This is a genomic window from Oceanobacter sp. 1_MG-2023 (assembly GCF_030689025.1).
Classification (GTDB): Bacteria; Pseudomonadota; Gammaproteobacteria; order Pseudomonadales; family Oceanobacteraceae; genus Oceanobacter.
This window is the reverse complement of the sequence record NZ_JAUYWA010000011.1, coordinates 14,332-34,951: the sequence shown is the minus strand read 5'-3', so window position 1 is coordinate 34,951 and position 20,620 is coordinate 14,332. Positions and strand designations below refer to the sequence as shown.

23 protein-coding genes are annotated in these 20,620 nt (G+C 53.7%); 15 read left to right on the top strand and 8 right to left on the bottom strand.

From position 1 onward, the window contains the following. Positions 1-21 precede the first annotated feature (21 nt). Positions 22-888: a cation diffusion facilitator family transporter gene (locus Q8W22_RS09150; RefSeq protein WP_303433306.1), complete on the top strand. Its 867-nt coding sequence runs from the start codon at positions 22-24 to the stop codon at positions 886-888. Beyond that, the gene (locus Q8W22_RS09145; RefSeq protein WP_305452149.1) at positions 875-1,900 is read left to right on the top strand and encodes a hypothetical protein; all 1,026 of its coding nucleotides are present in this window, start codon (positions 875-877) and stop codon (positions 1,898-1,900) included. Before Q8W22_RS09150 ends, Q8W22_RS09145 begins: the two co-directional genes overlap by 14 nt. Positions 1,901-1,912: 12 nt before the next feature. Here Q8W22_RS09145 and Q8W22_RS09140 read toward each other — a convergent pair whose 3' ends face one another. The 5 genes from Q8W22_RS09140 to Q8W22_RS09120 all read right to left on the bottom strand — a co-directional run bounded on the left by Q8W22_RS09140 (position 1,913) and on the right by Q8W22_RS09120 (position 6,118). Next, positions 1,913-2,440 (bottom strand): hypothetical protein, encoded by a 528-nt coding sequence (locus Q8W22_RS09140; RefSeq protein ID WP_305452148.1) that lies wholly within the window; start codon positions 2,438-2,440, stop codon positions 1,913-1,915. Between the two features lie 163 nt (positions 2,441-2,603). Next, a complete protein-coding gene (gene cysK, locus Q8W22_RS09135) occupies positions 2,604-3,551 on the bottom strand; it encodes a cysteine synthase A (RefSeq protein ID WP_303433309.1) in 948 nt (315 codons plus the stop codon). A 190-nt stretch (positions 3,552-3,741) separates the two neighbouring features. Continuing rightward, positions 3,742-4,641, bottom strand: coding sequence for an acyltransferase (locus tag Q8W22_RS09130; protein ID WP_303433310.1), 900 nt, complete (start codon positions 4,639-4,641; stop codon positions 3,742-3,744). Between the two features lie 129 nt (positions 4,642-4,770). After that, positions 4,771-5,133, bottom strand: coding sequence for a PilZ domain-containing protein (locus tag Q8W22_RS09125; protein WP_303433311.1), 363 nt, complete (start codon positions 5,131-5,133; stop codon positions 4,771-4,773). A 1-nt stretch (position 5,134) separates the two neighbouring features. Continuing rightward, on the bottom strand, positions 5,135-6,118 hold the full coding sequence (locus Q8W22_RS09120; RefSeq protein WP_305415114.1) for a glucosaminidase domain-containing protein: 984 nt from the start codon (positions 6,116-6,118) through the stop codon (positions 5,135-5,137). Between the two features lie 206 nt (positions 6,119-6,324). Between Q8W22_RS09120 and Q8W22_RS09115 the strand changes: the two genes are divergently transcribed. Next, positions 6,325-7,239 carry a diguanylate cyclase gene (locus Q8W22_RS09115; RefSeq protein WP_305415115.1) on the top strand — a complete coding sequence of 305 codons (915 nt, stop codon included), beginning with the start codon at positions 6,325-6,327 and terminating at the stop codon, positions 7,237-7,239. Between the two features lie 25 nt (positions 7,240-7,264). On the opposite strand, the gene Q8W22_RS09110 is transcribed toward Q8W22_RS09115, so the two are convergent. The 3 genes from Q8W22_RS09110 to hemN form a co-directional block, all read right to left on the bottom strand. Then, complete coding sequence (locus tag Q8W22_RS09110) at positions 7,265-8,032, bottom strand: GNAT family N-acetyltransferase (RefSeq protein WP_305415116.1); 768 nt, start codon at positions 8,030-8,032, stop codon at positions 7,265-7,267. Positions 8,033-8,317: 285 nt separating this feature from the next. Continuing rightward, positions 8,318-8,878 (bottom strand): TlpA disulfide reductase family protein, encoded by a 561-nt coding sequence (locus Q8W22_RS09105; RefSeq protein WP_303433315.1) that lies wholly within the window; start codon positions 8,876-8,878, stop codon positions 8,318-8,320. Then, on the bottom strand, positions 8,847-10,241 hold the full coding sequence (gene hemN, locus Q8W22_RS09100) for an oxygen-independent coproporphyrinogen III oxidase (protein ID WP_303433316.1): 1,395 nt from the start codon (positions 10,239-10,241) through the stop codon (positions 8,847-8,849). Before hemN ends, Q8W22_RS09105 begins: the two co-directional genes overlap by 32 nt. Positions 10,242-10,654: 413 nt before the next feature. Between hemN and Q8W22_RS09095 the strand changes: the two genes are divergently transcribed. The 12 genes from Q8W22_RS09095 (at position 10,655) to ccmI (ending at position 20,479) form a co-directional block, all read left to right on the top strand. Then, positions 10,655-11,317, top strand: coding sequence for a TetR/AcrR family transcriptional regulator (locus Q8W22_RS09095; protein WP_303433317.1), 663 nt, complete (start codon positions 10,655-10,657; stop codon positions 11,315-11,317). Positions 11,318-11,513: 196 nt separating this feature from the next. Next, positions 11,514-11,966: a GyrI-like domain-containing protein gene (locus tag Q8W22_RS09090; RefSeq protein WP_305415119.1), complete on the top strand. Its 453-nt coding sequence runs from the start codon at positions 11,514-11,516 to the stop codon at positions 11,964-11,966. 215 nt (positions 11,967-12,181) lie between these two features. After that, positions 12,182-12,865: a glutathione S-transferase family protein gene (locus tag Q8W22_RS09085; protein ID WP_305452147.1), complete on the top strand. Its 684-nt coding sequence runs from the start codon at positions 12,182-12,184 to the stop codon at positions 12,863-12,865. Positions 12,866-13,388: 523 nt separating this feature from the next. Next, a complete protein-coding gene (gene ccmA, locus Q8W22_RS09075; RefSeq protein WP_305452146.1) occupies positions 13,389-14,072 on the top strand; it encodes a cytochrome c biogenesis heme-transporting ATPase CcmA in 684 nt (227 codons plus the stop codon). After that, positions 14,069-14,737: a heme exporter protein CcmB gene (ccmB, locus tag Q8W22_RS09070; protein WP_303433321.1), complete on the top strand. Its 669-nt coding sequence runs from the start codon at positions 14,069-14,071 to the stop codon at positions 14,735-14,737. The genes ccmA and ccmB overlap by 4 nt, the downstream gene beginning before the upstream one ends. A 25-nt stretch (positions 14,738-14,762) precedes the next feature. Beyond that, positions 14,763-15,524: a heme ABC transporter permease gene (locus tag Q8W22_RS09065; RefSeq protein WP_303433322.1), complete on the top strand. Its 762-nt coding sequence runs from the start codon at positions 14,763-14,765 to the stop codon at positions 15,522-15,524. Beyond that, positions 15,524-15,742: a heme exporter protein CcmD gene (ccmD, locus tag Q8W22_RS09060; protein ID WP_305452145.1), complete on the top strand. Its 219-nt coding sequence runs from the start codon at positions 15,524-15,526 to the stop codon at positions 15,740-15,742. Before Q8W22_RS09065 ends, ccmD begins: the two co-directional genes overlap by 1 nt. A 1-nt stretch (position 15,743) precedes the next feature. Beyond that, on the top strand, positions 15,744-16,256 hold the full coding sequence (ccmE, locus tag Q8W22_RS09055; RefSeq protein ID WP_303433324.1) for a cytochrome c maturation protein CcmE: 513 nt from the start codon (positions 15,744-15,746) through the stop codon (positions 16,254-16,256). Next, entirely contained in the window at positions 16,256-18,253 is a 1,998-nt protein-coding gene (locus tag Q8W22_RS09050) for a heme lyase CcmF/NrfE family subunit (RefSeq protein WP_305452144.1), read from the top strand. The genes ccmE and Q8W22_RS09050 overlap by 1 nt, the downstream gene beginning before the upstream one ends. Further along, positions 18,250-18,771, top strand: coding sequence for a DsbE family thiol:disulfide interchange protein (locus Q8W22_RS09045; protein WP_303433326.1), 522 nt, complete (start codon positions 18,250-18,252; stop codon positions 18,769-18,771). The genes Q8W22_RS09050 and Q8W22_RS09045 overlap by 4 nt, the downstream gene beginning before the upstream one ends. Then, the gene (locus tag Q8W22_RS09040) at positions 18,768-19,277 is read left to right on the top strand and encodes a cytochrome c-type biogenesis protein (RefSeq protein ID WP_303433327.1); all 510 of its coding nucleotides are present in this window, start codon (positions 18,768-18,770) and stop codon (positions 19,275-19,277) included. The genes Q8W22_RS09045 and Q8W22_RS09040 overlap by 4 nt, the downstream gene beginning before the upstream one ends. Beyond that, the gene (gene ccmI / locus Q8W22_RS09035; protein ID WP_305452143.1) at positions 19,274-20,479 is read left to right on the top strand and encodes a c-type cytochrome biogenesis protein CcmI; all 1,206 of its coding nucleotides are present in this window, start codon (positions 19,274-19,276) and stop codon (positions 20,477-20,479) included. Before Q8W22_RS09040 ends, ccmI begins: the two co-directional genes overlap by 4 nt. The last annotated feature ends 141 nt before the right edge of the window (positions 20,480-20,620 follow it).

Sequence of the window (20,620 nt, the reverse complement as noted above, 5' to 3'; positions counted from 1 at the left end):
TCATGTTAAAGGCTGGTACTTATGTCTCTACAACCCGATGCCATACTGATCCGACGTGCGGCCATGGCCTCCATTGCCACAGCGGTGATACTGCTGGTGGCCAAACTCGGTGCCTGGAGCGTCAGTGACTCGACCAGTGTGCTGTCGTCGCTGCTGGACTCCCTGATGGATATCGCCGCTTCTGTGGTGAATTTTTTTGCCATCCGTTATGCCCTGATGCCTGCGGATGATGAGCATCCCTTTGGTCACAGCAAGGCCGAAGGTCTGGCAGCACTGGTGCAGTCGGCCTTTATTCTGGGGTCGGTGGTCGCGTTATTGCTGCACGTCACCGATCGTCTGCTGGACCCTCAGCCGCTCAAGGCGTTGGGTGAAAGCATCGGCGTGATGTTGTTTTCGACCGCACTGACCACGGCGCTGGTGCTGTATCAACGCTGGGTCGTCCGCAAGACTGGCTCGCTCGCAGTAAAAGCGGATTCCGCTCATTATTACGGCGATATTCTCACCAGTCTGGCGGTCGTGGTTGCGCTGCTTGGGGCCTGGTTTGGCCAGTATTGGCTCGACCCGGTGATTGCGCTGGTGATTGCGCTGGTACTGGTGCGCAGTGTGTATGAAATCATCCAGGAGGCGCTGGTGGTGCTGATGGATCAGGCCATGCCAGAAGCAGAAGAGACGGAGTTGCATCAGTTGATCAAGGGCGTTGATGGCGTGCGTGGTTTTCATGATATGAAAACCCGTCAGGCCGGTGCCGTGCAGTTTATCCAATTTCATCTGGATATGGATGGCGACCAGACACTGAACCGTGCCCATGCCATTGGTGATCAGGTCGAGGCGGCGATTCTGGCGCGTTTCCCCCGTGCCGAGGTGCTTATTCATCATGACCCGGTCTGACCGGGCCAGCTGGGCCGGGAGTATTACCATTGCCGCTCTCAGCCTGCAGCTTGTACCGGCGCAGGCACTTACAACGGAGCCTTATCTCCGCGCTGGCCAGGAAGCCTTGCAAGTGGAAGAAACGGATACCGTCGAGCCCTCTTATGAGTCAGAAACCCTGATTTCAGGGGAGATGGTGGAGCGCTCACGGGAATGGCTGGCCAACCATCTGGACAATTTGTCGGGCGGTCTGGACAGCTTTTTTGTTGATACCTTTTTCAGTGAAGATATTTTTGACGATGACGTCAAGGGCAGCCGGGCCAAACTGTCGCTTTATACTCGCCGGGAGCTGGGCGATCCGGTGGATTACAAATTTGGTATCAGTGTCAATCTGGAGCTGCCACACATCAGTGAACGGCTGAACCTGTTGCTGGAATCGGAAGAAGAAGAAGCGCGGGAAGCGGACCCGCTGGAAAGTATCGAAAACAATAATTATTCGGCTGCCTTGCGGTTTATTCTGCAGGAGAGCGAGCGCTGGAAAACCAATATTGATGCCGGTATCCGCTGGGGATTACCCCCGGACCCGTTTGTCCGTCTCCGGGCCAGGCGTTACAGCTACTTTGCTGAATGGGAAATGAAAGCGACCCAGAACTTTTCGTATTTTGCCAGCGAAGGCTGGGGCGAATACACCAGCGTACAGATGAACTACCCACTCAATATCGAAAAATTGTTTCGGGTGAATGCCAAAGCCAGTTATTTGCTTAACGATGATTACTTCAAGCTGTCTTACAGTGGTGGCTTGTATCACGAACTCAGCCAGCGTGCCGCGCTGGGTTACGTTGCCGGTGCCAGTGGTGATACAGAAGCCAGCGCCAGTTTCTATAATTACAGCGTCAGTGTCCGGTATCGCCGCCAGATTTATCAGGACTGGGTCTTTGCCGAACTGGCTCCGGAACTGGTGTGGGAGCGGGACAAGGATTACGAAACCACGCCGGTGATCATGTTCCGGATCGAGAGCGTGATTTCCAAATAACGCAGCCAGTAATCAAAAATCCCACTGATAGCCCGAAGACAGGTCGATGCGAGGCGTGTCGTCGAGGTAATACCCTCTATTCTGCAGTTCATCAATCCGGTCATCAGCGGCGCTGCTGGTGATATACAGCAAGTCTATGCCCCAGCCCTGATAACCGGCGCGGGTACCCCAGCCGATACCCAGCGTCAGGCCATTAAAGGATTCATAATCGCTTTTGCAGTAGTAGCCATTGCAGGTACTGATCTCCAGCACCGTATTGGTACCGTAGAGCACACTCAGACGCCAGTCACGATGATTCGAAAAAGCCGTGGAAGGATAGACGCGTGCCCCGACTTCCCATCCTGCTCCATCCTGGTTAAGACCCAGAGCCGCCAATGTATCGATATGGTCGTGGAGCTGATAGGAGAGATTTGTTCCCAGACTGCCTCCGTATGGGGTTCCCAACCCGAGACCGAAGGACAGGTCATCGGCGAGCACGGCAGGAGTCGCAGTCAGAGCCGCGATGGCGATCAGTAGAGTTGGAGAAGAAACAGGTGTCACAATTCAGATCCTTGAAAAGACGAAATGGCGGAATCCATAGTCTGTTGTAAGGCCCAAAGAAAAACAACTGGCTGTCGGTGTCGGTGGTGTGGCTGGTGTGGGTGTGGCGGGAGTAGAGGAGCAGCCATGGCAACCATGGCTGTGCTCCTCTTGCTACGACGGCTTACTTGTCGAAGAAGCCATCAAACAGGGGCGAGGTCAGATAACGCTCACCGGAGTCAGGCAGGATTACCACAATTTTCTTGTCTTTAAACGCGTCTTCAGCGGCCAGGCGCAAGGCTGCGACCATGGCGGCACCACAGGAAATACCGGCCAGAATCCCTTCTCCCGACATCAGTTTGTGGGCCATGGCCATGGCTTCGTCATTATCGACGGCTTCAACCCGGTCGAGGATATCCAGGTCCAGATTGCCTGGAATAAAGTTGGCGCCAATTCCCTGGATTTTATGTGGGCCAGGGGTCAGGTCTTCCCCTTTCAGCTTCTGGGCAATAATGGCAGAAGCCGAAGGTTCCACCGCTACCGAGGTAATGGCTTTCTGGCTTTTGAGGTAGCGGGAGATACCGGAAATGGTACCGCCAGTACCAACACCCGCCACCACAACATCCACTTCACCATCAGTGTCACGCCAGATTTCCGGGCCGGTGGTTTGTTCATGAATCGCCGGGTTGGCCGGGTTATTGAACTGTTGCAGCATGATGCGGTTTTCTGGTGCTTCGGCCAGCAGTTCGGCAGCCTTGTCGACGGCACCTTGCATCCCTTTTGGACCTTCGGTCAGTACCAGATTGGCACCCAGTGCCATCATGACTTTGCGACGTTCCATGCTCATGGTTTCCGGCATGGTCAGCGTGACCTTGTAGCCCCGGGCAGCACCGACATAAGCCAGTGCAATCCCGGTATTACCACTGGTTGGCTCAACGATTTCCATACCGGGTTTCAGAGTGCCGTCTTTTTCGGCTTGCCAGATCATGTTGGCACCAATACGACATTTGACGGACTGGGCCGGGTTGCGGCTTTCCAGTTTGGCGTATACGTGCGGGTGATCGGTCAGGGTACGAATACGTACCAACGGGGTGTTACCGATCGATTGACTGACATCTTCAAACACATTCATTGCATAAGCTCCTTGTTCATTCAGTAGCGGTGACCGCAGCATAGGTGCCGATGGGTTTGTCTGGCAATGGCTGTTCGCGGTTTTGACGCGCAGTTCTGCTGCTGTACCGTGACCAGGTCTGTCCGTCAGACATGGGAAACGTTCATTTTACCGGTCTTCCCGGTGATGGCCTGGGTAATGGTGTGGGTGATTAGTCAGAGGCGTTTGGTGGGCGATGAGACAGGTATTCCAGCGTGTCATCCTTGTCGAGCCACAATTCATGTACCCATTGCTGAAAGCGGTTACGGAAGTCTATGTCGTTCTGGTAGTCACCGCTGGACAGCCCGGCCGGGATGGGGATCTGGCGGATAATGACCTGGCAGCGTCGCATCTTGCCACTGAGAAATGACCAGAATGTGGGTACGCCATCAGGATAATGAATGGTGACATCAATCAGAGAATGGAAATTGTCTCCCATAATATTCATGGCAAACGCCATGCCGCCAGCGCGAGGTTGCAGCAGGTGGCGGTAGGGTGAGCGTTGTTGTTGCTGTTTGTCCGGGCAAAAACGGGTGCCTTCAAGAAAATTCATCACGCTGGTGGGAAGGTGCTGGAATTTTTCGCAGGAGCGGCGCGTGGTTTCCAGGTCCTGACCGCGTTTTTCTGGATGGCGGGCCAGATAAGCCTTGCTGTAGCGTTTCATGAATGGAAAATCGAGAGCCCACCAGACGACTCCCATAATCGGTACCCAGATCAGCTCTTGCTTGAGAAAAAACTTGAGCAGCGGAATACGGCCGTTCAAACAATGTTGTAGCACCAGGATATCTACCCAACTCTGGTGATTGCTGACAACAAAGTACCAGCCATCAGAATCGAGCTGTGATGGCCGTTCTATGTGCCAGTCCATTGCCTGGGTCAGTTTCATCCAAAGGGAGTTGCCAGAAATCCAGCGGTTGGCACAGCCATCGATCAGGGGGCTGATCACGGATCGCAGTGCCGGAATGGGCAGCAGCAATTTCAGCAGGGCCAGGACGATCAATAAGGGTGCCCAAAACAGGGTATTGATGATCAGCAACAGGCTGGCAGCCAGTCCGGTCAGAAGTGCGGTCATATGATATGAGCTTTTTTCGCTATCGTTATGGAAAGTCGGAATTCAATATCGAGCTGCATAAAACCCTACCGGTTTGTGTGGGTCAAGCCGGGAAAGTGGCTTCCGGTGCCGGTAACAACCCATTGCCAGTCAATGAGTCAGGTTATTCAGGATAAGTTTGAGAAGGGTCTCAGCACTTTGGCGTGAATTGTCCGATTGTCTACTGAAATCGAATTTCAGGCCATAGAGAAAGTCACGTCCTTGAGGGGATTTTTGAATCACCTCTGCGGTTACTTGCTGCAAGCTGTGGTGGCGGTTGCCCAGCGATATCAGCAGGTGTTGTCCGATGCGAAGTTTCAGGGGCGACAGAATCGATACGCCTCCCAGGGTGATTTCCAGTGCCATGGCATGATGGGGGGCTTGCCATTGACCCAGCCAGCTACGCTGATACAGCTCCAGCTTGAGTGGAGCTGCATCATAGCGTTGACTGAAATGACGTTCAGTCACACTCACATCAGTCTTCCTGTGTGTTGGCCTTGAGGTCGGTCTGGACATCCGGGTCGAGCTGATCAATCTTGTTAAAGCTGATCATGCTGCGGATTTCCTTGATGTACTCGTGGCCGCGTTCGGAATAGCCTTCCAGACCACCGGCCAGATTGATGCCGGTCGGATAACCTTGGGTCGCCATTTCGGTATTACGCAAATCACGCAATTTCTGATAGGTCGGATGGCTGTTCAGGTTGCGGATATAGCTTTCGACGGATTCCAGCGGATCATCAAATTTGGCCACTTCATGACCAGCGCCATCATTACGCTGGCTCGGCACAATGCCGCAGCCTTTGGAGAAACACCATTGGCCAAAAAAGTTATTACCCTGACGAGCAAAACGAGAGGTGCCCCAGGCGCTCTCATTGGCCCCTTGTGCCAGTACCAGTGACGGTGGAATAACCTGGACGCGTTTTAGCAGGCTGGCTTTCTGGTCGCTGGTCGACAGTGTGTCGTCGACCCGGTATTTCTCAACCAGAGCGCTGATAGCCGGGCTTGCAGCGCTGTTACCATCCCATTGTTTGATGATGTCTCGTTCTTTGAGGACGTTGGCATTGGCGTGCTTGACCAGCTTCAGCATGTAGCCAAAAAAGGCTTCTTTTTTCTGTTTGACGTCGGTGTAGCTGGCAAAGTCAGGCAAGGTAACCGTGCCGGTATGTTCTGGCTCAGCCGGTGACTGAACGGCCTTGACGGTTTGCGGAGCGACTTCGACCGTTGGCATTTCGGATTCTGGCGCCGCTTCGGATGCCGCTGACTCGGGCTGTGCTTCCGGTGTTGGTGCCGGTTCTTGTGGCTGTGTTTGTTCTTGTGCTTGCTCTTGCGGCTGTACTGGCTCTGGTGCAGCCGGCTCAGCGGGTTGGTCACAGCCCGTCAGTACCAGTGCCACCGTGGTGGCCAGTACACTCAGTGGCAGTAAAGGCAGAGAGGTCCGTGAAGTCGTTGGTCGCGACATGTGTTGCTCCTTGGTCACAATGATTGGTTTGCAGTGTATATGAGGATGGGGTTTGACCTCAAAAAATAACCGATGGATCAGGCTTTCTGATTCGGCACAGTAACGGTAGTGCTCATTTCTGCTATTTTTATGTCGCAGTGTGTCTGGTTTGTCCTTTATGGTGACTCATTGTCAGTATTGATTCACAGCCCCCGGTGTCTCTGAATATGAATAAATCCCTGACTGTTTTGATCGCCTCTGCCAGCCCGTCTGATCAGACCCTGCTGGCGTCTGTATTGCCCGCTACCAGTGATGTGATGTCTTTGAACTCACTGGCGCAGCTGGAAGCGTGTTTGCTGCAATTTGGGCGTTACCCCTCGTTGTTGATTCTGGCGATGGATCTGCCGGGACTGGACTTCGCTGCTTTTATGGCACAGCGGGCCGAAGACCCCTTGTACCGGTATATGGAAGTGGTCGCGGTAGGCGCAGCGAGTGTTGATCAGGAAATTATGGCACTGGATGCTGGTGCTGCACTTTATCTCAAGCAACCGTTACAGGTACCGCTGGTAGCCGCCCGGCTGGGCGTACTGGAGCGACAGTATCAGCGTATACGGCAGTTGAAAGCCCTGTCCATGACTGATGGGTTAACCGGAATTGCCAATCGGCGGCGGTTTGATGAGTTTTTACTGGCGGAGTGGCGTCGGGCGCAACGACAGCAAAGTAATCTGGCGGTGATGATGGTGGATGTGGATGCCTTCAAGGCGTTTAACGATCGATACGGCCATGTACAAGGGGATGAGGCCTTGCGTCAGGTGGCCAGGGCACTGGACGACAGCGTCAATCGTTCCCACGATCTGGTTGCCCGCTACGGTGGTGAAGAATTTTCTATTGTACTGCCGTTGATCGAGCCGGAAGGGGTCGCGATTGTTGCGCAGCGAATGCTGGCATCGGTGGCTGCCTTACGGCTGGAGAATAAAGGATCACCCGCAGGGCCATGGCTCAGTATCAGTATTGGCAGTGGCTGGTTTCAACCCATGATGAGTGACCCGGTTACCATGGCCATTGAGGTCGCTGACAAGGCTTTGTACCAGGCCAAAAACACTGGTCGTGCCCGCCATCAGGCAGCTGCGTTACCCCGCTAGTCTGCCGCTTGATGACGAGCCGCGATCAGCTCTGACCGTCGGTTTTGGTGAAGTGGCGCAGGTAACGTTGGTTGATGTTGTCGCGGCTCAGCAAAATCAGGGCATCGGCGACATTAAAGTCTTTATCCAGACAGGGTTCGCCACAAACTTTGACACCAATACGCAAATACGCCTTTAACAGCGGTGGCACCAGCCTGGCACCATCCATCTCAACGTCGATGCTGGGCATATGGACGCGGGGTTCGGCGCGGGCATCGGCTGCCGAGAAATGCTTGTCTCGCAGGTAATTGATGATGGCGATGGCACGTGCATAACCGTCATTAAGCGAGATACTGGCACAGCCCATCAGGTAATCAATCTGGTGAGCCGACATAAACTGGGCAATCCCTGACCATAACAAGCCAATCACCGCACCGCTGCGAAAATCAGGATCAACACAGGTACGGCCAATTTCCATATAACGGTAACCGGGTTTGACGATGTTGCTGAGGTCAAATTCGGTGGCGGAGTAGAACCCGCCCGCCTGCTCTGCCAACTCGTTGGTGAGGATACGACTGTAACCCACCACCCGGTCGTTATTGACATCTTTCACAATCAGGTGCAGGCAAATATCGTCAAAATGGTCACGGTCGATACCCGCTTCACCACTATCGATATTGGCTCCCATTCCTTCGGCAAACACTCGGTAGCGCAGCGCCAGTGCCTGACGGATTTCAGCGGGGTCCTGGGTAACTCGGGCCACGAGGGGGGAGTCGCTGCTGATGGCTATCTGGGAGGCAGTGGCTTGCTGCATAGTGACACCTGATGGTTGAGTTAATCCGGCCAAATTTACGGCTTGGGTATGACATTTGGGTGACATATCCGACATTCGTTCCAAGGGGTGTGATGGTATTGGGAGTCATGCCATTCGTGAATCATTTATGACAAAAATATTTCAAAACTGAGACGCCTTAGAGGTTGGACAGAGGCAACGGAGACGTTATGCACGACGGAATCGGCGTATGGGTCAGAATGCAGACTTTGAAGGAGTAACGAGGCCGGAGTTCCTTGGCAGGCGCGGAATATCAGCCAGAGGGGCTTACCAGTCAGCCAGACGAGTCCGTAACCAGAGGCCTGGCAAGGTGCTCAGCCCTTGATCGGCAAAACGGACGGCGCCGTTTTTATCGATAACGTAATAACTGGGATATCCTTGAATATTCAACTTTTTGGCCGTTGCCGGATCACCCAGCAGCGTGGTGCCGGCGTAACCAACGGATTGGACCATATCGGTCACTTCTGACTTTTGGCGCCAATCCAGAGCGATGGCAATAATACGAATATTGTCGCTTTCGACCCATGGCAGGGTCGGCATACTGACCCGGCAAACACTGCACCAGGGCGCAAACAAATACACCAGCGTGGTCTGGGGTGGCTGGGTGGTATCCGGGAACGGTACGGGTTGCCCGTGCAGGTCAGACAGGTAAATGTCGGGGAACGGGGTATTCCGGTCGAGCAGGTGACGGCCGAGCCATTGGCTGAGCAAGGTCATCACCACCACCATCAATAACAGTTCCAGTCCCCAGCGTTGCCACCGGGGCCTGGCCTGATAGTTTTGTCGCCAGCGGGATTCAGATCGCTTTGGAGAAGCGTTGTTGCTCATGTTGGTAAATATACTCGTCAAATGCCATGCAGGCATTACGCACCAATAGCTGGCCTTTGTCACGAATGGATACACCATCGGCGCTAATACTGACCAGACCATCGTTCACCATGGGCTCCAGGCGTTGCAGCGAAGACAGCAGATAATCATGGCTGTTAATGTTGAATTCGGCGTCGATGGCGCTGAAGTCGACCCGCAGGTGACAGAGTAATTCGCTGATAACCCGACGGCGGATCTGGTCATCGCGGGTGACCTGGCAGCATTTGCTGGATGGCAATTGCTGGTTGTCGAGGGCGGCGCAGTAGTCATCCATACGTACCTGGTTTTGCAGGTAATAATCGCCAATCTGACTGATGGAAGAGACACCAAAACCCAGCAGGTCACAGTCACCATGAGTGGTGTAACCCTGGAAGTTGCGGTGCAAGCTACCATTGGCCTGAGCCAATGCCAGCTCGTCATTCGGGCGGGCAAAGTGATCCATACCGATATAGTGATAGCCAGCGGCAGTCAGGCGCTGGATGCAGTGCCCGAGAATGGTCAGCTTTTCCTGAGCGGATGGCAGATCGTCGGCATTGATGCGACGCTGTGGTTTGAAGCGTTCAGGTAAATGAGCGTAATTGAACACGGACAAACGATCCGGGTTTAACTCGATCATGGTGTCCAGCGTCTGGTCAAAGCTGTCACGGGTTTGGTGTGGCAGACCATAGATCAGATCAATATTGATGGAGCGGAAACCCAGTGCCCGTGCTTCCGACATAACCGACCGGATCATGGCTTCAGGTTGCAGGCGGTTAACCGCTTGCTGGACGTCGGGCTGTAAATCCTGCACCCCATAACTGAGGCGATTAAAGCCCAGTTGGCGCAACAGCGTCAGGGTACCGGGGCGCAGTTCGCGCGGGTCGATCTCGATGGAATAGTCCGCGTCTTCAGCATCACTGAACTCGAATGTGTCACGCAGGAAAGTCACCAGATCCTGCAGTTGCTCATCACTGAGAAAGGTGGGCGTGCCACCGCCCAGATGCAGCTGTTCGACAGGGGCCAGGCGACCGTTATTCGCGCTGGCCAGCAGCGCATGTTTACGGCGGATTTCTGCCTTGAGATAGTCGAGGTAAGGGGCTGCCCGGCTCATGTCCTTGGTCACAATCTTGTTGCAACCACAGTAGTAGCAAACGTGACGACAGAAGGGGATATGCAGGTACAGGGACAGCGGCCGCTGTGGATCACGCCTGGCATAGGCTTCACGTTCGAGAGTGTCGTTTTCGAGCGGCAAGAACTCCACAGCCGTCGGATAGGAGGTATAGCGTGGCCCCGGGCGATTGTAGCGCTGGATCAGCAGGGGATCCCAGGAGACGGTGTGATTCATGCTGAAGTTACCTCGTGATGGCTGGCGGTCTGCAGGGAGGGTGGTCATCGGGTGTGTGACTGGCTGGCAAGCACCGGTGTGGCATGCTGTCGCATCATCAGCCCAACAGCCTGACCCAAGGCAGTGCAGTAAACTGTTACATGAACGAATGATAAATAAGTTGGCAAGCGCTTGAATTGCCTTGTATCAATAGAAGAACGGAGTCAGGTCGTTATGCTTGCCGGAGCATCTGTTTCATCGCTGCCCCGCCTAGCCATGCAGAGTCAGATTAATGGCCCCAAGCATGCCAATACGACGTTTCGCTAGTTAGCCTGACTTGATTTGATGTTGGTAGTCGTTAACCTGATGTGTTTGGTACTCGGGTATAAGCTTGAACCCGCCCGTCCTTTTTATAGTAACGACCAGGAGTCGTCATGCCCAAGAAGCCATTTTCAGCGGAAGAAATCGCTCATCAACGTGAGCGCATTATGGATAGTGCTGCTTCCATCATGGCCGATGTCGGTTTTCATTATCTCTCCATGCGTAAATTGGCGGCTGAGTTAGGGATGACAGCCAGCAATATTTATAACTACTTCCCCAGTAAGGAATCCTTGCTGCTGCATATCCGTCGCCGGGGTTTTGAAATGCTGTTCCAGAATACACGACTGGCGCTGATGGATAGCCAGGATGCAGTGGATTCGCTGCATCGTCTGGCCCATCAACTGACCTGTTTCGCCAGAGACTATGCTGGTTATTACCAACTGATGTTTCAGCCGCCACGGATTCGTCCGGGTTCGACAGGGGACGACGATGGGGGTGTCACCCGGCAGCTGGCGCGGCTACTGGACGAATGGCAACACCAGGCCCAGATGTTATTGACGGACGCCATTGACGGCCTGGCACAGCGGACGGACGTCGAGCGTCAGCGAGTGACGCTGTACTTCCTGACAGCGATTCATGGTTTGGTCGACTGTTATCAATACCAGGCCCTGCCACAGCTGCTGGAAGGGGTGGACCTGATCCCGGAAGATATGGTGCGAACCCATACCGACTGGCTGGTGGAAGCGGTCAAGGTGCGGGTTGTTGATCTCGTCTGAGGCTTGGCCTGACCGGAGCAATGGCAGCTTTATTGCCTGGTGCACAACGTAGAAGAACTGGCAAAATACGGTCAGCCCTGCCAGCAAGAGCAAAGCGGCAGGGCGAAGACCGTATTAACGCAAGCATGAAAAGCATGATAAAACCTGGCTGAAGTCAGGTTTTTCTACAAGCTGGCTGTGTAACTAAAGGAGCGTTGTGGTGGAGTTGAGACATGTTGCAAGCAAGGTTATTCATGGGTTAGAGGTCAGAACCGATAACGCAGCGGAAATGAGTCCTGATAAAGGTAAAATTCCTGCTTTATGGCAAGCATTTGATGAAGCTGTGCCAGTCGATTATAAAAATGGTGAAAGAGTATACGGTGTATATTCCGATTATGAGTCTGACCATACTGGAGAATTTACGGTGCTTGCCGGTTTTGATGGTCAATCACTGCCGCCTGATGTGAGTTTAAAGCAGAGAGTTATTCCAGCGGCCAAATATTTGGTGTTTTCTCATAAGGGAAATATGCCTCAAATAGCTATTGATGCATGGACGGAAATTTGGGAATATTTTTCCAACCCTGGTTCTGAATATAAAAGGGTTTATTCAACTGACTTTGAATATTACCCCAGTGCCGATGCAATTGAAGTTCATATAGCCGTGCTATAGCTGTATAGTTGGCACGGGTGTTTGTTGTTCTGTATTAATCATTATCAGAGCCAGCTGTCGTCGGTTATCTGACGGTCTGGCTTACAGGCAGCAAAACCTGAAATACAGAATTAACAAGCGATTGTGGGTTAAAACGGGCAATCGGAAATAAACAACAGAGAACGAGCAGGTGGCGGGAAAGACTACCTGAAATCAGGTTTTTCTACAGGCTCGTTATGAATGTCTGTACTTTTGGTGATCAGGAATTTATTTTGTTCAAACTTTATTACTACCCAAACAATGCGAGCCTGGCTCCTCATTTTTTACTTCATCACTTAAAAGCAGATTATGAGTTGTTGTTGGTCGATAAGACGTCAAATGCTCAAAAATCTGAAGATTATCTCAGGCTCAACCCTGTAGGGCGAATTCCGACTCTGGTTGTTAATGAGCAGCCCGTTTTTGAAAGTCCGGCCATTTGCATTCACATCTGTGAATTACACCCTGAATCAGATTTGATGCCATCTCCAGGTGATCCGAACCGCCCCTTGTTTTATCAGTGGCTCGCGTTTCTTAATAATACGCTGCAAGCTGAACTTATGGTTCACTATTATCCTCATCGCCATACCAATGATGAAGCTACCATTCCAAATGTTGTAGCGGCCCAGGGCGACAGGGTTGCAGACGCCTTATCCATTATCAACGACCAGCTAGAGGGCAATGAATACTTGCTTGGTGGGACGCTAACAGCATGTGATTATTTTTTGTTTATGCTTGCGGAATGGTCGTTGCCACTGGAAAAATCCCCTCTTGAATTTGAGCATCTGGCTGCTTATTTAAAGCGTCTTTGCTCAAATCCAACTATTAAGGCGGTTTGCGATATTGAAGGTATAGACCTCAAACCCTTTGAGTCGTACTCATAACAATCAATTTAAGGAAGCTCTGAAAAAGCCCATCGATTGCCTGTCTTTATGCCAAACCAGCAATCTAAAACAACCCGATACAGCCCATAATTCCCAGTAAATTGGCAACCCTGATCTGCAATGTTCATCACCATGGCGCCGCTTTTCAGCAGGTGCCAGGTTGTGAACATTCGCGGCGGTGGGTCAGGCTCATAGCTTCATCAACGCCAATGGGCATCTTCATCCCGGGTTTTAATTTGTTGCCTTTCTTCGTTTGGTGCCTTTCTTGCGATAGATCAGCTCTGAGGCATCACGCTTTTCCTGCCCGGGTTCCATACCTCTAACCTGAGTGATGCCGGGTGCCTGCGTCGGGAGAGATCCTCCACCTGATGGCAAAGTAGGGGTGATATTGCTCCAGGTCTGGCGTGCGTCTCATGAATGAAGCAAATTGGTCGAAGGACCCATCCGGGTCAAGCCACAGTCCACAGGGTTTTTGTATATAATGCGCCCGCTTTTATGCGCAATGGCAATTTCCGGGGTTTGAATGGCAAATCGTTATACCGATAACAGTGTGTCCCTGAGTGCGAGTGAGTTGTACTGCGAGCGTGATGACCGGGTGTTATTCGAGCGTTTGAACCTGACCGTCAAGAATGGTGACTTGCTGCAACTGGCGGGGCCAAACGGTGCCGGGAAAACCACCCTGTTACGATTGCTGGTCGGACTGAACCGGGATTTTGACGGCGATCTGCTCTGGCATGGCGAGCCATTGACCCAGGTGTTTGCCGATTACGCCAGCCAGCGCTTGTATCTCGGCCATCTGGCGGCGCTCAAGCGTGCGCTGACACCGCTGGAAAATCTGCGCTGGCTGGTCAGTCCATGGATGTCCACGGAATCCGCGTCGGTGATTACCGATGATGATCTGTGGCAAGCACTGGAAGATGTTGAGCTGGGCGGTTATGAAGAAACGCCCTGTAATCAGCTTTCGGCCGGGCAGCAGCGCCGTGTCGGTTTGTCGCGGTTGGCGATTGTGCCCGCGCCGCTATGGATTCTGGATGAACCCTTTACCGCTCTGGATGTTGCTGGGGTGGCCTGGTTGGAAGCCCGCATTCAACAGCATGTTGCCCGCAACGGTGCGGTCATTATTACCAGTCACCATGCGTTGCAGAATATTCCGTCACTCAAGCGTCTGGATCTGGGTGAACTGGCCTTGGGCGGAGGACTCTTATGAGCCTGGTGATGGCAACGATCAAGCGGGATCTGCTGTTGGCTGGGCGTAATCCTGGCGAGTGGCTTAATCCGTTGATGTTTTTTCTGATGGTGGTGGCGATGTTCCCACTGGCGGTGGACCCGGACCCTGAATTCTTGTCCCGGATCGCCGGTGGGGTGATCTGGGTCGGTGCTTTACTGGCGACGCTGCTGTCACTGGATGCTTTGTATAAAGCCGATGTTGAAGACGGCACATTGGAACAATGGCTGGCATCGGGGGAATCTCTCTATATGCTGGCGTTGGCCAAGGCCCTGGTGCATTGGCTATGCAGCGGTTTGCCTCTGACATTAATGGCCCCGGTGCTGGGATTAATGATGGCGCTGCCTGATGACGCTTACATCGGTATGTTACTGAGCCTGGCGGTCGGAACGCCGATTCTGAGCCTGCTGGGATCTGTGGGGGCGGCGTTGACGGCCGGGGTGCGCAGTGGTGGATTGCTATTGAGTCTATTGATTTTACCTATGTATGTACCGGTGTTGATCTTTGCTGCCAGTGCGGTTTATCACGCCGGACTGGGGATGGCATACAATGGCCAGATCGGTTTTCTGGGCGCCATGTTGGCGCTGTCTGTGTGTTTGACGCCCTTCGCTTCGGCAGCGGCACTGAAACTGAATTTATCGCGCTAGGCGCACGTTTTTGATCGGGGATTTTATGTGGCAGTGGATTGTACGGCTGTATCACCGCCTGGGTTCGCCCAAATGGTTTTATGAACTGACATCAAAATGGATCTTTTGGTTGGCTTTGCTGTCTGTGGTGGGCTGCGTGGTTGGGCTGGTGCTTGGCTTGCTGTATGCACCGGCTGATTATCAGCAGGGCAACAGCTTTCGCATTATTTATATTCATGTGCCGGCGGCGTTGGTGGCCCAGAGTGCGTTCATCATGATGGCGGTTGCCGGCGCGGTGTTCCTGATCTGGAAAATGAAAATGGCGGCCTGGGTGGCGCGGGCGATTGCGCCGATTGGTGCCAGTTTTTGCCTGATTGCCCTGTTGACCGGCGCGATCTGGGGTAAACCGACCTGGGGGACCTGGTGGGTATGGGATGCACGTCTGACTTCGATGTTGTTGCTGCTGTTCCTGTATTTTGGCGTGATGGCATTACAGCGGGCGATTGAGTCGGAAGAAGCCAGCCATAAGGGCGCGGCGATTCTGGCGCTGGTTGGGCTGGTGAATATTCCCATCATCAAGTATTCGGTGGAGTGGTGGAATACCTTGCACCAGCCAGCGACCTTGAAGTTGACAGAAAAACCGAGCATGCACCCGGATATGTTATTGCCGTTGCTGATCATGATTCTGACAACGTATGTACTGTTTGCCTTGCTGGTGATTTTACGCACCCGTAATGAAATTCTCTGGCATGAACGCAAGCGCAGCTGGGTTCAGGCGTTGCCGGAAATGCTGGGTGGAGGTCGCTAATGGAATTTCACAGTGTCGGCGAATTTCTCGCCATGGGACGTCATGGTTTGTATGTATGGCTGTCTTACGGCCTGAGTGCGCTGGTAATTATTGCCAATCTGGTGCTGCCAATGTGGCAGCGCCGTCGTTTGATTCGGGAACAAGGGCAACGTGTACGCCGTGATCGTCGCGGACAAGCGGCCGCTGACCGAACCGTAGTTAACGAGGAGAAAAACTGACATGCATCCACAACGGAAGAAACGGCTGAAGCTGATTCTGTTTTTGGTGATCGGCTTTGGCGTTGCGGTGGGGCTGTTGATGTATTCCCTTAGCCAGAACATCAACCTGTTCCAGACTCCGACCCAGATTGCCAATGGTGAAGTGCCGGTAGGGCGCACCATTCGTGCCGGTGGTCTGGTGGTTGACGGTAGCGTACAGCGCGATGAAGAAGGGCTGGCGGTTACGTTCCAGGTCACGGATGGTGCCGCCACGGTGCCGATTCATTACGAAGGTATCCTGCCCGACCTGTTCCGTGAGGGACAGGGTATTGTGGCACTGGGCAAGCTGGATGAGCATGGCGTGATACAGGCATCCGAAGTATTGGCCAAGCACGATGAAAACTACATGCCACCGGAAGTGCAGGATGCTCTGGAGCAGGCACACGAAGATGGCAAACAGGCCATGCAGGGTGCATCGGCAACATCGAGCAGTTACTCAATTTCCGAATCGATCAAAAATGACGGAGCCTATTAATGTTGACCGAAGCTTACGGCGCCTTGTCGTCGATTCCGGAGTTTGGCCAACTGGCGCTGATCATGGCGTTTGTGGTGGCGGTATTCCAAACCGTCGTGCCGTTGTGGGGGGTACATCGCAATAATACGCTGATGATGGCCTACGCCCGGCCACTGGCGGCAGCCCAGGCGCTGTTTTTGCTGGTCAGCCTGGTGGTGTTGGCCTGGTGTTTTGTGGTGGATGATTTCTCGGTGACTTATGTCGCTACCAACAGTAATAGCGCCTTGCCGACGCCGTTTAAAATCAGCGCGGTGTGGGGTGCCCACGAAGGCTCGTTATTACTGTGGGTGGCTTTATTGGGTTGCTGGGGCGTAGCGGTTGCCTTGTTCAGTCGTTCGTTGCCGCTGGATATGCTGGCGCGGGTGCTGGGTATTATGGGGCTGATCTCGACTGGTTTTATTCTGTTTACGCTGGAAACCTCCAATCCGTTTGCCCGCACCTTGCCTTCGGTACCGTCAGAAGGCGGTGATTTGAATCCGCTGCTGCAGGATTTTGGTTTGATCGTGCATCCACCGACCTTGTATATGGGTTACGTTGGCCTGTCCGTGGTGTTTTCGTTCGCTGTGGCGGCGTTGTTGGGTGGGCGTCTGGATGCCGCCTGGGCACGCTGGTCTCGTCCATGGACAACAGCTGCGTGGATTTTTCTGACCATCGGTATCGCCTTGGGCAGCTGGTGGGCTTATTACGAACTGGGCTGGGGTGGCTGGTGGTTCTGGGACCCGGTTGAAAATGCGTCACTGATGCCCTGGCTGGTGGCGACTGCGCTGATGCACTCACTGGCGGTGACAGAAAAACGCGGCCTGTTCAAAAGCTGGACCGTGTTACTGGCGATCATTGCGTTCTCCCTCAGTCTGCTGGGAACCTTCCTGGTACGTTCCGGCGTACTGACCTCTGTACATGCGTTTGCTTCTGACCCGGAACGAGGGGTGTTTGTACTGGCATTGCTGGGTATCTGCGTGGGTGGCTCGCTGCTGATTTATGCACTCAAGGCGCCCACGGTGGCGTCGGTTGGGCGTTACGACTGGTTATCCCGCGAAAGCTTTTTGTTGATGAACAATCTGCTGTTGCTGGTGGCGGCCTTTGCCATTCTGCTGGGCACCCTGTACCCGTTGCTGATTGATTTCCTTGGCATGGGCAAGATCTCCGTCGGAGCGAGTTGGTTTAACGTGATGTTTGTACCGGTGAGCGTCATGTTGACACTGATTATCGGTATCGGTGCGGTATCGCGCTGGAAGACGGATCAGACCAAGCGTCTGGGGCGGGAACTGGGCCTGGCGGCAGTGGCCGCTCCTGTGCTGGGTATCGCCACCCCCTTGATTGTTTCTGGGGAGCTGAATGGCCAGGTTATTCTGGGGATCGGTATTGCCAGCTGGTTGATACTGGCCAGCCTGCTGGATGTCTGGAAAAAATGCCGGGGCCAGTTGCAGCGGATTCCATCGTTGAGTCTCAGTTTTAACGGCATGATTCTGGCGCACATCGGTGTTGCCGTGACGGTGGTCGGTGTGACCATGGTGGCCAATTACAGCCAGGAAGAGTCAGTCCGGATGTCGGTCGGTGACAGTCATACACTGGGGGATTACCGCTTTGAATTTGTCGAGGCGGGGCAGATTCGCGGCCCTAACTACCACGCCGATGCCATCCGTTTCCGGGTCTACGACAACGATCGGCTAATCGGCGAGCTGATGCCGGAAAAACGCCGCTACACGGCGCGGGGTTCGGTCATGACCGAAGCCGCCATCGATGTCACGCTGTTCCGTGACCTGTACGTATCCATGGGTGAGCCACTGGAAAACGGTGCCTGGGGGATGAGGATTCAGGTCAAACCCTTTATGCGTTGGGTCTGGCTGGGAACCATCTTTATGGCGCTGGGCGGGCTGATGGCCATGTTTGATAAACGTTATCGCCAACCACGGCGGTCGGCACCTTCTCCATCTGCAATCGCGGAGGCAACTGCATGAACCGGTTTATTCTGTTTGTCCCTCTGGTTGGCTTTACCATCTTGGCGGGGCTGTTTTTTCTCACCATTGACCGTAAAGACAAGGATGTTTTGCCTTCGCCGCTGGTCGGGCAACCATTTCCGGAATTTGAAATGGTATCGCTGGAAACCGGAGAAGTGGTAACCCGCGATGACTTGCTGGGCAAACGTGCGCTGGTGAATGTCTGGGCTACTTGGTGCCCGACCTGTAAAGCAGAGCATTCTTTCCTTAATTTGCTGGCTGCGGAAGGCATACGCATTTACGGCATCAACTATAAAGACGAAGAGCGCAAGGCGATTCAATGGCTGGCGTCCTACGGCAATCCTTATCGCTGGAACCTGTCGGATACCAATGGCCAGTTGGGCCTGGAACTGGGGGTTTATGGCGCACCGGAGACATTTCTACTGGACAGTCGCGGGATTATTCGTGGTCGTCACGTCGGTGATTTGAATGCCCGGGTTTGGTCGACTCTTGAACCTGAATTTGAGAGCTTGCCATGATGCGTTATGAATATCGCCACTGGCTGGCCGGCTTGCTGCTGCTGTTGGGAGCGGTCTCTGCCCACGCGGTGGTGAATGGCTATAAATACCCGTTTGATGATCCTGATGATATTGCCCGTTTTCAGCATCTGGCAGAAGAGCTGCGCTGTCCCAAGTGCCAGAACCAGAACCTGGCGGATTCCAATGCCCCAGTGGCCGGAGACATGCGTGACAAGGTTTATGAGCTGATGAATAACGGCCAGACGGATGAGCAGATTATTGATTATCTGGTCGCCCGTTACGGCGATTTTGTCCATTACAAACCTCCGGTGAGAGCAGAGACCTATGTACTCTGGTTTGGCCCCTTGCTGGCCTTTTTGCTGGGACTGCTGATCTTGCGACAAATGCGGCGTAATCAGAAAGCTGCTCCGGCTCCATTGACGGCAGAAGAACGTCAGCAACTGGAACAATTAAAAGCCGCAGTCTCGGCGGATTCATCGAACGACCAAAAGGCGAATAACTCATGATCTGGATGTTGTTGATCCTGCTGCTGCCCCTGGTGGCCTTGCTGTATCGCCCTGTGTGGTTCAGACCGGAAACCAATCAGCAGAGTGAAGAAAATCTGCGCCTGTACCAGGAACGTACCGATGAGCTGAAATCCAGCGAGCTGAACGATGCCGAGCAGGCTGCCTTGCAGCTGGAGCTGGACCGTGAATTTCTGGCCAGCGCCGACGGGCATACCAGTCGTGCCGACAAGACCTCTGGCAGCTGGATCATGCTGGGAAGCATGGTTGTGGTGGCCTTGCTGGCGTCGGTCATGCTGTACAGCATCTGGGGGGCGGATAATGCCCTGCGAGCCAGTGCTTTGCTGAACAAGGGCGAACAGGTTGAGCTGACCATGCCGGAGCGCCAGCAGTTGATGCAGCGCCTGGCGGCAGAAGCGGACCATGATCCGGATAATCTGGAGTGGGCTTATCTGAACGCCCGCTTGCTTAACGCCAGCGGTGAATACCAACAGGCCGTTGATGCCTTTGGCGAGATTCTGGAAGCCTTGCCAGAGGACGCTGTCAGTGATCGTGCTGCGACCCTGACATTGATGGCCGAGGCAAAGTTCTTTGCTGCCGACCAACAAGCCGACGAAGCGACCTATGCCTTGCTGGATGAAGCCTTGTCGCTTAATCCCCAAAGCCGTCAGGCTCTGGGCATGGCAGGTATTCTGGCGTTTGAGCTGGGCAAGCATGAGCGGGCGATCAATCACTGGAAAGCCTTGTGGCAGGGATTGCCAGAAGGGCCGGAATCCCAGGTACTGGCACAAGGTATACGTCGGGCTGCAGAACAGTTGGCGACACAGGATATTATCGTCGATCTGGCTTGGCTGGAGCGGGTTGGGCTGACAGTGGCGGTTGATATCAGTGCTGAAGCCAGAGCGGCGGTCAAGCCGGATGATCTGGTGTTTGTGCTGGCGCGGGCGGTGACTGGCCCTCCTTTACCTCTGGCGGTACAACGTTTGACGGTGGCGGATTTGCCCACACAAGTGACCCTGACCGATGCCCAGGCCATGGCTCCGGGTATAACGATCAGTGATTTTGAACAGCTGACATTGATTGCGCGGGTGTCCCGTACCGGACAACCGACTGCTCAGCCAGGAGATTGGCAGGATGAGCGCTCACCGGTGGATCATCGTGACAGTGAAGTCCAGATGTTGACCATCAAAACCCAGGTGAACTGACTGGGTGTCAGCAGAGCCGGTCAGACTGACCGGCTCTGCTGTTTTTTCTGACTACCTGTTTCTCTTTCTAGTTACTTACTTACTCTTACTATTCTTGCTGCACTTTCTGACAAGTGCTTCCTCTGGCTGTTTCCGGCGTTG